Origin of the sequence: Spirosoma endbachense, from assembly GCF_010233585.1 — a bacterium.
GTDB classification, from domain to species: Bacteria; Bacteroidota; Bacteroidia; order Cytophagales; family Spirosomataceae; genus Spirosoma; species Spirosoma endbachense.
In genome coordinates, this window is record NZ_CP045997.1 from 480419 (window position 1) to 492648 (window position 12230).

Consider the following 12230-nt stretch of genomic DNA (forward strand, 5'->3'; position numbering starts at 1 on the left):
CATTGATCGCTAATTGACCGCCTTGGTTAGCGAATCTTTCTTTGGCGCTGGTGGACGGAACCCACCAATTTCCTTCTTCATGTCTTCTTTTTTAGACTGATAGAGAGCCCATTGGTCGCTGGTTAGGATTGGATGAAGTTTATCCTCTTTTTCTTCGTTCATCATTAGCATCATATCCTGAATCTGCTTGATCGTTTCGGGAGACGGGCGTCCTCCACCCGTACCAACGATATCTTTGATGGCATCCTGCTGTTGGTTGGCGTATTCGTTATTCAGGGATTTAACTGCTTTTAGCTGGTCTTTGGATAAAGACAGGTTTTCTTTCAACCACTTCGTTTCTTTATTGGCCATGTCCCCGGCTATGTTGGGGATTGAAGCCCTTGGAGGAGAACTGGGAATATTTTGACCCATACCGCCACCCATCCGGCCGCCATACCCACCGCCGTATCCACCACCATAGCCCCCATACTGACCAAAGCTCAGGTGGCCAAAGAGCAGGCCAGCACTCAGGCATATACTAGAAATCAATGTGGTTAAACGAATTCGGAATTTCATGATGATTGTTTGCTAAACAAGTACAGTTTTGAAATACGAAGTTCGGTAAAAAATAAAAGAATTGTGCATCAAGTGAACGAATGCTTCCGGCCAACTCTGGAAATAGGGCAATAAAAGCCAGTAAGGTTGCTGGTTGATGGTCAAATAGGGCTCAGAAAGCGAACCAAGCAGATAAAAAAAATCAACCGAATGCGTTAAGCTTCGACTGCCTGTTCGTCCGGTAATAAACCGGAAAAGCCTTTAGTTTAAAGGAAATCAGCCAAAACTTTTCTCGCAAACAGTCCGTTAGCCATATATATGGAAACGCTCGAAAAAATCCGGAAGGCGTACACCGAGTACGTACTGGAAAACGGAAAACAACCCACTTCCGTCTTTCAGTTTGCCAGGAAACTAAAGCTGGCCGAGGCTGACTTTTATAACGACTACGCATCGTTTGATGCTATAGAAGCCGATATCTGGTTAACGTTCTTTAACCAGGCAAAAGCAACCGTTGAGGCCGACGATACCTACCAGGGTTATTCGGTCAGGGAAAAGTTGCTGGCCTTTTATTATACCTGGATCGAGTTACTCAAAGCACAGCGCAGTTTTGTTGTCTATAGTTTTGGGCGATTGCGTGCAGAAAGCAGCACACAGGGTGCTCGGGGCAGGCTTTCAGGCAGCGTTTCGGCTAAATCACAGGTTCTAAATCCATTTAAGGAAGCTTTTTTCGACTATGCCCGCGATCTGCTGGCCGAAGGTCGGGAAAGTAAAGAGGTAGAACCGCGCCCGTTCATTACTGATCGCTATCCGAATGCATTATGGGCGCAAACGCTTTATTTACTCGATTTCTGGGTACGTGATGTCAGTAAAAACTTCGAGAAAACCGATACCGCTATCGAAAAAGCCGTTAACACCGCCTTCGATCTAATCGGCCGTTCTCCGCTCGATACCCTGTTCGACTTCGCCAAATTTATCTATCAGAATAAATAAGCGAATGGAGGTACGAACGATCGCGTGATGAATCGGCTAAGCCAGTTCCATGCGATCACTCGTTCACCCTGTCGCACAATCACTCATTAACAAATGAAAACCCAAAACTCCGTTCCGACGACCAAAGTTGCCCGTGCCAGCCAGTTTGTGAAAGCCGGGGTGAAGGTCGGCGGAAATTATATAAAACATTATAGTAAAAAGCTGATTGATCCCGATTTATCGAAAGATGAATTGCACAAGGACAATGCGGCTGACATATATGAAGCATTAAGCGAACTGAAGGGCTCTGCTCTGAAAATGGCCCAGATGCTGAGTATGGACCGGGGCTTACTGCCGGTGGCTTATTCAGACAAGTTTACTATGGCGCAATATTCAGCGCCACCGTTGTCGGGGCCACTGGTTGTCAAAACGTTCAAGACCTATTTTGGGAAAACCCCGACCCAGTTGTTCGATAAATTTAACATCGATGCTGTCAATGCAGCCAGTATTGGTCAGGTTCATCTGGCCTGGAAAGACGGGAAGAAGCTGGCCGTAAAGGTACAATATCCCGGCGTAGCCGATGCCGTGAGTTCTGACCTGAAAATTGCCAAACCGCTGGCCGTTCGGTTACTGAATCTGAATGAGCGTGACATCGACCGGTATATGGGGGAAGTAGAGTCGAAACTCCTCGAAGAAACCGATTATGAACTTGAACTCCGTCGCTCCATTGAAATTTCGGAAGCCTGTGCCCATATACCGGGTCTGGTATTCCCCAAATACTATCCTGAATTCTCATCCAGACGAATCCTGACGATGGACTGGGTGGACGGACTTCATCTGAAAGATTTCCTGAAAACGAAACCGTCGCAGGCGATTCGGAACGAGATTGGGCAGGCACTGTGGGATTTTTACGATTTTCAGATTCATACCTTACGGCAGGTTCACGCTGATCCACATCCGGGTAACTTTCTGATGCGGCCTGATGGAACAATGGGCGTCATCGATTTTGGCTGCGTGAAGGTCATTCCCGAATTTTACTACGACAATTATTTTCGGCTGGTCAATCCTGACACCATCGAGAATAATTCGCTAACAGAAACGATTTTTGAAAATCTGGAATTTCTGACCCCGCAGGATTCTCCCAAAGATCGGGCGTTTTTCTCGGATTTGTTTAAGCAGATGATCCGTATGCTGGGTGAACCATTCGCCGTCGACGAGTTTGATTTTGGCGATGATACCTACTTCAATAAAGTATATGCCTTTGCCGAAGATTTGTCGAAAGTAGAGGAGTTGAAAAAGTCGAAGGTCGCACGGGGCTCGCAGGATGGCCTATACGTAAACCGAACGTACTATGGCCTATACGCCATGCTTAATGAATTGAAAGCCAATGTGGTAACAACGAAACCTGAATGGCTGAAGTCGAAAAAGATAGCAGTCTGATCCAGCGGTAGCTACTTGTGTTTAGTTTCGACAACAAGGAAGCCCGATGGCGATTGCCATCGGGCTTTTTGGTGATTATAATCGACGGCGCTGAACGATGAAGGGTACACAAATAGAAGGTCGGCAAGCAGCAGACTCGTAGGCACCCATATCCACCCGGCCATCCTGAACGCGGGATTGCCCAACAAGATCGGTAGCCGGTAAACCTGCTGTATCAGGATTGCCGGCGTTGATGGCGGGGCTGTTTAAACCCAGCCTGAAATTGCCGGTGCCGGGATTGACAAAAATCGGGTCCGTATTGAGGTTATTGCCTGCATTATACCCAGGAGGGGCATTGACAAAATCATGCGTGAGAAAGTTACCCCCGACAATAGAGTTTCCAACCGTTGGAAAGGCTTGGTAATCAAACGATATGGATTCGTATTTGTACGAAATGTTATCCCAGATGATGCAGTTTTTAATAACGGGATGGGGAAGATTATTGTCGTTCAGTTTATTGTAGCCGTCGCCATAGGCACTGTCCTGAATGGAAAAAGCGCCCCCCGAATTCGATGACGACGTGTTTTGGGTGAAACTACAGTTAATAAACTGAGGAGTACTGGTTCCATTGAAAAAAGACCCCGTAAATACAGCTCCACCACCTGTTGCCTGATTATCGGTAAACAGGCAGTTATACAGGACCGGGCTACAGTCCTGATTGTAGGCATCGACAAAAAGACCACCACCACTACCGCCAATATTAAAACCGGCATGATTCCTGCTGAATGTACAATTGGTGATTTGTGGATTACAGTTAATCACAAATACGCCACCACCCCAAAACGAGCGGTTATCAAGGAACAAACATCCCTTGATCGACGTGTTGGTAAAGTTATGAAGATAAATAGCCCCGCCACTTCCCAGGCCAATGGATTCATTGGCTTTAAATAAGCAATTGCTGATCAGAAAAGTAGATCCTTGTCCGCATGTTCCCCCGCTACTATACAGGCCGCTTCCAAAACTTCCCCTGTTTTGCTCGATTGTACAATTTAGGATGGATGGCGTGCTGCATTTCGTAAGGCTGATATTATGAATGCCACCGCCAGCTTTACCAATATCATTTGCCTGAACCTCCTGGCCAAGCAGATAGGAGGTCGGGCCGTTTGCCAGATTTGCCACTCCTTCACGGACTGTCAAGCCGTTCAGTTGGGTAGTGGCATCAACATCCTGAAAGTAAACAACATGGTATGAGTTATCCGCCTGGGTGACCGGTAGCGCCGAATGATCCGTTGTATCGTGGGGTAAGCCGATATCGCCCGACAAAATGGTTTTATTGGCCGTATAATTCCGTTGCCCCAAACTAGATTCCGTTCCCGTAAATCCGCCATAAACGGATACCCCCGTTGCAATACTGAACGAGGCTGCCCGATTGGTTGTGGTGGTTGGTTTATACGTTCCGGCCGCTACCCAGAACTGTGTTCCGGCCGTTGCGATGGCTACACGATTAACTAATTGTGTTCCAGAGAGTGAATTGGCCCAGGAATTACCAGAGCCAGTACCAGCCCCGGATGGAGTTACGTAGATGATTGGTTGAGCGAATGTAGACAGTGATAATAATATATAGAAAATAAGAAAGGAAAGCTTTTCCATAAAAGTTGAAATAAAGTATGCTTATGCGAACAAACTTAAATAAAAATAACCTATTTAATTCGAATTCAGTACCGTATTTGGTGGAAACTCCAGTAAGTGGATGGGCTACATTGTAGACTTGAATTAGTTGATTGGGTAACAGGATTACGATTATGAAAATAAAATCAGTGAAATTTACGTACTCATTAAGACTACACTGATCCGCCGAAGCGGTTAACGATAATGTTGCTGACTACCCATACGCCCGAACCCCATGCCAAGCCCCGTTTCGACGATATCTTCATGGAGTTGGCCGTTAACCTCGCCCGACGGTCGCATTGTATCAAAGCGCAGGTTGGAGCGGTACTGGCCCGCGATACCCGGATCATTTCCATCGGCTACAATGGCCCACCAGCTGGTACGCACAACTGTGATGAAGAATTTCAGGGCGCTGGTTGCCCCCGCGATTCCAAAGGCTCCTGTTCGCTGGCCTTACATGCCGAAGAAAACGCGATCCTTTATGCCGCCAAAAATGGCTCTGAGATAGAAGGGGCAACAATTTATGTGACGCTGTCGCCCTGTATTGCCTGCGCCAGAATCATCTACAGCATGAAAATCGCCAGGGTCATCTACCTCCATTCATACGCTGAATACAAGGGAATCCCATCGGATGAAGGTGTTGATTTCCTGCGCCGGTTTGGGGTTACGGTTGAACAGTATGAACCCGGCGAAGGCGTAACGCTACTGGCTGAACCGCCCCTGTCAGGTCCGGCTAATGCTCAGAAAACCGCCGGAACGCCGGAACGCGATTCGTCTTTACGATGAATATTCTGGCGCATGGTTATCTGTCAGCTAGAAAAGACGGCTTATTGATCGGAAATTTTATCGGCGATTTCATCAAGGGAAATCCTGCCCATCCGCGGCATAAGCTTACACTCCACGAAGTGGCAGGCGTTCGCTTACACCGCGAAATCGACACATTTACGGATGCCCATCCCGATGTTGCGGCTGTCCGTGAGCTATTGCATCCGCGCTGCCATAAGTACGCAGGAGTGGCTGTCGATGTGTTTTTTGATCATTTTTTGGCCCGTAATTTCGATCAGTTGACTGGCGAGTCCTTACCTGATTTTACCCGGTATTTTTATAGTGCCCTACAGCGACTTTCACCCCGTTTTCCGACACCGGCAGCGCGCATGCTCCATGCACTGGTTCGCTATGATTGGGTTATGGGCTACCAGACTACCGAAGGTATTGACCAATCGCTGAAAGGCATTTCGCGTCGGACTGCTTTTCCGTCGGGTCTGGATACGGCAATAATCGATCTGGTCCTGTATTATGACCAGATTGGTGAACACTTTATGCATTTCTGGCCGGAATTGGTTGACCATGTTGAGCAAATACGAATACAGCTATCAAAAGCAGAATAAGCTGAATCGGCAAAGCAGGTAAAGTATCGACTATGGTCTGATTGTCAGTTAGTTGATTTTGGTGGAAACAGTTGAAATTCTCGGATGCCAATACTCCCTACAGACTCCTGAATAATCAGTCTGAATCGTTTTGCCGTGACAGGAGTTATGGTCTTTCGCCACTCGCTACCAGGTTGCTGACCACTCATTAGCGTAATCCATTGCTGATCTTTTTCATATTGAATGGCAAATCGTCCGATCTGTGGGGTTACAGCTGATGTTTTAGCGGGGATAAATGCATTGACCATCACCTGGCCAACGCGCTGAGGTTTGCCAAGATCAATTTCGAGCCAGCCAGTTGAGTTAAATAGTGCCTGAAGTTTTGCCGATTGAAACGAAAGATCCGTGCCATAGTAGGCGTCGAATTGACCATCACGTCGACGGCCTAATTTCCAGTAAGTTTTCGGGTCATCGTCGACAGTGGCATCGGCATTATGTAAGAACGAACTAAGCTCACTGGATGCCCTGGCTGATTTAGTATAGGCCAGCGAACCCGTTTTTGAGAACGGCCGGATGAGGGATAGTGTAGCCGCCGGTTGATCGATGGTGAGCGTAATAATTGTGGCGATTGAGTCGCGCATTGCCGTTGGAATCACCAGTTCCAGATTTTCCTTCCGTTGGCGGAACGTCACCGGACCGCCAGTCAATAGGGTTGCTTGTTTGATAGGTACAGGTAGGGGCGGGAGCACGATGGTGCCGTCAGTTCCCGTCAGAATATGCAGAAAAATTTTATTGTCCTTTTGCGTACAGACATACGAATCGGTCGGGGTGTAAGGACCACCTTTTGTGCCATAAATGGCTTCTGAACGGGGTTTAATCCAGGAACCAAGATCATAAAGACGGTTTGTGAAAAGGGCAGGGAACTGGCCCAGACTGTCGGGGCCAACGTTAAGCAGTAAATTGCCATTGCTGCCTACACAACGCAACAGGGTGTGTACCGACTCGCTCAGGCTCCGGGGCGTATCGCCAAATTTCCAGGCCCATTGGTGCCCCATATTCGTACAGGTTTCCCAGGGAGTTTGCCCAAACCCCGCTACAAACCCTTCTGGTGTTGCATAATCGCCATAGGTGCCGGGTTGACTGTGTGATTCATCGGGACTAAAGACTTCCAGTCGGTTGTTCAGAATAATATCCGGTTGTAGCCGATGAACCAGCTCATAAACCTGTTTCGGTTTGGCAGGAGAGGGTGAGCCTTCATAGTCGAACCACAACAGATCAATTGGACCATAATTAGTCAGTAGTTCGGTAAGCTGGGTCATCATCCGGCCAACAAACTCGTTGTTACTGGCCGGATTGCGGCAGTCGGAGTCTTTCCAGTCGGCCAGTGAAAAATACCAGCCGATCTTAAGCCCTGCTTCTCGCGCAGCATCGGCCAGCTCTTTGCAGACATCCCGCCCGAACGGGGTCGACATGATGTTGTACGTTGTGGATTTCGTGTTCCACAGGCAGAAACCATCGTGGTGTTTGGCGGTGAGCACGACGTACTTCATACCTCCGGCCTTTGCCTGGGCTACCCACTCTCTGGCATTGAAACGGGTAGGGTTGAATCGCCGGTAAAGCGAGTCATACCGGCTTTTACCGTAATCAGCTCGAGACCAACTGATTTCTTTGCCGATAAGCGAGACCGGCCCCCAGTGAATGAACAGGCCAAAACGAGCATCACGCCACCACCCTAGTCGTTGGTCCTGTGTCAAGGCTGTTTGAGCCATCAGGCTGATCGTCAGCATGATTAATGTTGCCGAAAGGCTAAGCGAACGAATGGAGCGGATTGGCATAAGCAATTGGCAGGCGTCGCTTAATGAAAGGAGCCATTAAGGCGCTTAATGCTTAGAAGCAATACCCAAGCTTTTTTTACCAATAGACAAACCGGGTCTTACCTATTTCTTCCACAATTTATCCGTCAGCACTTTAGCCATGACCTGATCGCGATAATTCCGGCTGATTGGAATACGATGCGTTTGAATAAAGATTTCATTTCCCTCGATCGACTCAATTTTATTCGTAGAAACCATGAAAGATTTATGCACCCGGATAAATGACTGACTCGGTAAATTCTCCTCCAGGTTTTTCAAATTCAAGAGGGTTACGTATTTACTTTTAGTGGTATAAATGGTCACATAGTTTTGCAATCCTTCCGCAAACAGAATATCGTCGAAGACTATTTTTTCGTATTTATTTCCGCATTTGATAAAGAAATAATCATCGTTCGCTTCGACTTTTTGTGGATTTGCCGATGCCGATCTGGTGAGGAGCCGGTGGTATTCTTTCGCTTTATTGGCCGACTTGAAAAAACGATCGAACGTAATCGGTTTTAGCAGATAATCCAGCACATTTAACTGAAAACCTTCCAGCGCAAAGCTGGGGTAGGCCGTTGTAATAATGACCATTGGTGGATTTTCTACGATTTTTAAAAAATCGATGCCATTCATTTTAGGCATCTGAATATCCAGGAAAATCAAATCCGTGGGTTGCCGATCCAATAACGTGATGAGCTCAAGCGGATTTTCACAGGTATCGGTCAGGTGCAAAAAATCCACTTCCCGTACGTAACTGGCCAGGCCCTCCCTGGCTAATGGTTCATCATCGATAATGACACAATTGAGTTTCATACGGGTATGCCGGAAATGGGTAAAGGTGATGCATGCACGGACTCCGTCAGGGTCAGCCGCAGCTTCACCTCGAATTGGTTCAGGTCATGTTGAATAGTCAGCTCGTATTGGCCTGGGTACAGGAGATCCAAACGTCGTTGCACGTTTTGCAGGCCAATACCCCCGTACCTGACAACGTCATTGGCTATCTCAGTAGAGGTACTATTGGCCACAAAAAAGTCGAGTTGCTGACCATCCAGTTCTAATTTAATGGCAATCCAGTTCGGTCGGTCATTGTGCCGGGAAACATGCTTAAACGCATTTTCGACAAAGGTCATCAGGATAAATGGAGCGATTTTTAAGTGAGCCATATAGCCTGGTTCGATGTCGAACGTCAATTGCATGTTCGTATTCTGCCGTAGTTTTTCCAGCTCAATAAAATTTTCCAGATAGCTGATTTCCTTGTCCAGAGAAATCAATTGATCATTGCATTCGTACAATTGATACCGTAGTAATTCGGAAAATTTGGCCAATGAGTCGGAGGCCATGTTAGGGTTTTTATGAATCAGAAAGAAGATGGAATTGATGGTATTGAACAGGAAATGCGGGTTGAACTGGTTTTTAAGGAATTTCAGTTCGGTTTCCAGTTTCTCTTTTTCAAGCAATTGTTGCCGCTGTCTGGTCTGAATCCAGTTTTTGGTCAGTTTAATACTCATACCCAGCGTTACACTGGCAACAGTTGAGGGCAAGGCATTTCCCAGAAAGGTATTGAAGCAGGCCGATTTTCCAAACAGTTCTGCAATGGTTTTACCGCCGATGTAGGCGCTGAAATAATATCCCCCGACAATGCATAGGGTAGCGCACAAAACCGTCAGGGTTAAATAGATGATGTAGCTGGTTACTCTGTTTTTTTCGAGATACCTGGGAAGTAGATAATATAAGTTGAAATAGACCGCTAATGCCTGAAAAATGACGTAGAAGCTGTATTTAAGCGCATAGGGTAAGATAACTATCGTCTGGAAGACTTTTACCGGATTGCCCAGCGTAACCACCCACCATAAATAATGGTACAGAAACCAGAACGGCAGGTGATATAATTTGTATCTAAAAAACCAGTTTTTTTCTGGCTGGTAAATTGATAGCACGTTCATTTTGTAAGGCTTTCGGGAGACCTGTCCCTAACTGTACTGACTAAAAGGGGGTTGCTGTTTCGAAAGTACAAAAATCCAGCAGAGTTCGCGCTTTCGATCGATAAACGGACGATACCAATTGACGAAACGCGTTCCCGGCTAAATGACCAGTAAAATTGGGGGCATTTGCTGATTCTCTACCTGTTTATCTGGATTTCAGGCAGTTGGTCAATTATTGGGCGACGATCGTCATTCATTCTTTTTTTTGGGATTCATCACACCTTCTTTTACGGCACCAAGTCTGTTGCCAACCGTTGCTGAGTGCCTTTTCCTTCAGGATCAGAAGCGGTAAATCTGGACAGTTCTAACTTCTCATAATCCTGAATGCCTGTATGAAAAGAACAAAATTCATATTTGCCCTAGTGGCCCTTCTACGTATAATAGCCATCGATGTAGTTGCACAACCCAAATTAGCAAAGAGCCTGGTTAAGGGGAAGAGTGCTACAGATCAGGACATAAAACATGGCACTCTGGTCACTGAAAACCTTGCATCGACCATCCTCCGTGATAACCGAATTGGCCTTGATACGAACCGTGACATCAAGGTCTATCTGCCACCAGGTTATGCGAATTCCAGCAAGTCTTATCCAGTCGTCTATTACTTCCATAGTATTTTCTCGAACGCGGAAAAACTGGTTGGAGATGGTTCGATAATTAATCTGTTGGAGCGTGGCTTTGCGAACGGTATTGTAAACGAGTTCATTTTTGTCGCTGCTGACTACAGCTCGCCCACAACCGGCAGTATTTATGAAAATTCACCGGTCAGTGGGCGTTGGCTCGATTTTACGACCGACGAATTGGTCCCATTTATAGATGGCCGATTTCGTACCCTTCGTCACCGCGATAGCCGTGCGCTTGCTGGCGACTTTATCGGTGGACGGGGCGCGTTGAAGCTGGCGATGGTGCACCCTGAGCTTTTCAGCTTGGTTTACGCATTGCACCCGGTTGCTACCGGGATTGGCTTTTTGCCCTGGACCTCGGTTGACATCGACTGGAAGAAAATTCATCGGGCAAAATCGTTTGCCGATCTGAAAGGCGATGGACGGGCGCAAATCTTCGTAACCGTCAGCCAGGCTTACCTGCCCAATCTGAATCGACCTCCGTTCTATTGTGATTTCTTTACGGAACTCGAAAACGGTGAACCGAAACTCAACGTCGAAAATACCAGAAAGTCAAAACGAGGCTTTCACCTCGAAGAAACACTCGACGAGTCGGTTGAGAATCTTCAAACCATGCGCGGCATCGCCTTCGACTGGGGGCGCTTCGATCCGAATCAGGACCATGTGCAGTCCAATCGAGCGTTCAGCCGGAAGCTTGAGGATTTGGGTATCGAGCACGAGGCCGAGGAGTATCGGGGTAATCCCTGGAACAGAAACTGGACCGAAAATGGCCGTTTCTACGCACGAGTGCTCCCGTTTCTGGCCCGGTATCTCGTGTTTGATGTCAACCAATAAAGGCTTACTCACTCTAAATTCTCAAGGAGCTAATCGACATGATACAGTACAGATGGATCATTCTGCTCGTTTTACTAACCATCGTGAATAGTGCTGGTTTATTTGCCCAATCGGATTTAAAGGCGGATGAAAAAACGATCGCTTATTTGAAGCAATTCAGGTCTGATTATTCGAGGAGTATGCTTGAAAAGAATCCAGCGCTGATTCAGGCCTATTGTGCCGAAACGATACGACTGATGCCCGAGTATCAAAAAACGATTATGGGTAAAGGTAATGCCCTGTTATACCACAACGCTTTTAGGACACGATTTGTGGTTCAGGAATTTAGCCGGAACGAGCTGGAAGTCAATGACCTTGGGTCGATGGTAGCGGAGATTGGCCAATTTATTCTGAAAATGAACGAAAAACGTACTGGTAAAGCCTATGAACTAATGGGCAAGTATGTCAATATCTGGGAAAAGGCAGCGAATGGTGCGTTATTGTTGATGACGGAGGCCTGGAATTACAACCACCCGCTTGAAATTGGCGATCTATTGACATTTAAGGAGATACCCGTAGTTGACGTTGCGGTACAGGCGCACATGCCAATCACAAACAACATAAGTTTTGAACTTGCTGCCCTGAATCGCCTGATGGAAGCTACCGTTAGTCAGCATGATTACCGGATATGGGCTCAGTTTTATGCCGATGATGGCATGTTTTGCTACACAGGACATCCTATATACAAGGGTAAAAAAGAGCTGGATGCTTTTCTGGTTGAACACTGCAAAGGCCTACCAATTTTTGAAAAACTGGACATCCGTAATGACCGCATCGATCATCTGGGAACGTATGTAATTGAATACGCCAGCCACATTGCTACGGTGAGAAATGGTGACTGGTCGGGCGTTGGGGTTGGGAAAGATTTACGGATCTGGCGTAGGGAAAAAGATGGCTCACTTAAACTATTCAGACACATCGGAATGTATGACTAATTTTCGC

At 46.9% G+C, this 12230-nt stretch carries 11 protein-coding genes; 6 read left to right on the top strand and 5 right to left on the bottom strand.

What is annotated here, in order from left to right; translation table 11 throughout:
• Nucleotides 1–9: 9 nt before the first annotated feature.
• Nucleotides 10–555, bottom strand: coding sequence for a hypothetical protein (locus GJR95_RS01835; protein WP_162384259.1), 546 nt, complete (start codon nucleotides 553–555; stop codon nucleotides 10–12).
• Nucleotides 556–852: 297 nt separating this feature from the next.
• On the opposite strand from GJR95_RS01835, the gene GJR95_RS01840 reads away from it, so the two are divergent.
• Nucleotides 853–1524, top strand: a complete 672-nt coding sequence (locus GJR95_RS01840) for a TetR/AcrR family transcriptional regulator (protein ID WP_162384260.1) — start codon at nucleotides 853–855, stop codon at nucleotides 1522–1524.
• A gap of 93 nt (nucleotides 1525–1617) precedes the next feature.
• The gene (locus GJR95_RS01845) at nucleotides 1618–2943 is read left to right on the top strand and encodes an ABC1 kinase family protein (RefSeq protein WP_162384261.1); all 1326 of its coding nucleotides are present in this window, start codon (nucleotides 1618–1620) and stop codon (nucleotides 2941–2943) included.
• Nucleotides 2944–3018: 75 nt separating this feature from the next.
• Here GJR95_RS01845 and GJR95_RS01850 read toward each other — a convergent pair whose 3' ends face one another.
• A complete protein-coding gene (locus GJR95_RS01850) occupies nucleotides 3019–4572 on the bottom strand; it encodes a right-handed parallel beta-helix repeat-containing protein (RefSeq protein WP_162384262.1) in 1554 nt (517 codons plus the stop codon).
• A 222-nt stretch (nucleotides 4573–4794) separates the two neighbouring features.
• Here GJR95_RS01850 and GJR95_RS01855 point away from each other — a divergent pair, with 222 nt between their 5' ends.
• Together GJR95_RS01855 and GJR95_RS01860 are read left to right on the top strand one after the other, a co-directional pair.
• Complete coding sequence (locus GJR95_RS01855; RefSeq protein ID WP_162384263.1) at nucleotides 4795–5376, top strand: deoxycytidylate deaminase; 582 nt, start codon at nucleotides 4795–4797, stop codon at nucleotides 5374–5376.
• Entirely contained in the window at nucleotides 5373–5978 is a 606-nt protein-coding gene (locus tag GJR95_RS01860) for an acyl carrier protein phosphodiesterase (protein WP_162384264.1), read from the top strand. Before GJR95_RS01855 ends, GJR95_RS01860 begins: the two co-directional genes overlap by 4 nt.
• A gap of 44 nt (nucleotides 5979–6022) precedes the next feature.
• On the opposite strand, the gene GJR95_RS01865 is transcribed toward GJR95_RS01860, so the two are convergent.
• The 3 genes from GJR95_RS01865 to GJR95_RS01875 form a co-directional block, all read right to left on the bottom strand.
• The gene (locus tag GJR95_RS01865; RefSeq protein WP_232541051.1) at nucleotides 6023–7792 is read right to left on the bottom strand and encodes an alpha-L-fucosidase; all 1770 of its coding nucleotides are present in this window, start codon (nucleotides 7790–7792) and stop codon (nucleotides 6023–6025) included.
• A 102-nt stretch (nucleotides 7793–7894) separates the two neighbouring features.
• Nucleotides 7895–8626 carry a LytR/AlgR family response regulator transcription factor gene (locus GJR95_RS01870; RefSeq protein ID WP_162384265.1) on the bottom strand — a complete coding sequence of 244 codons (732 nt, stop codon included), beginning with the start codon at nucleotides 8624–8626 and terminating at the stop codon, nucleotides 7895–7897.
• Nucleotides 8623–9756 (bottom strand): sensor histidine kinase, encoded by a 1134-nt coding sequence (locus GJR95_RS01875; RefSeq protein ID WP_162384266.1) that lies wholly within the window; start codon nucleotides 9754–9756, stop codon nucleotides 8623–8625. Before GJR95_RS01875 ends, GJR95_RS01870 begins: the two co-directional genes overlap by 4 nt.
• A 371-nt stretch (nucleotides 9757–10127) precedes the next feature.
• Between GJR95_RS01875 and GJR95_RS01880 the strand changes: the two genes are divergently transcribed.
• Both GJR95_RS01880 and GJR95_RS01885 read left to right on the top strand, forming a co-directional pair.
• Nucleotides 10128–11249, top strand: a complete 1122-nt coding sequence (locus GJR95_RS01880; protein WP_162384267.1) for an alpha/beta hydrolase-fold protein — start codon at nucleotides 10128–10130, stop codon at nucleotides 11247–11249.
• 38 nt (nucleotides 11250–11287) lie between these two features.
• Nucleotides 11288–12223 (top strand): YybH family protein, encoded by a 936-nt coding sequence (locus GJR95_RS01885; protein ID WP_162384268.1) that lies wholly within the window; start codon nucleotides 11288–11290, stop codon nucleotides 12221–12223.
• Nucleotides 12224–12230: the final 7 nt, after the last annotated feature.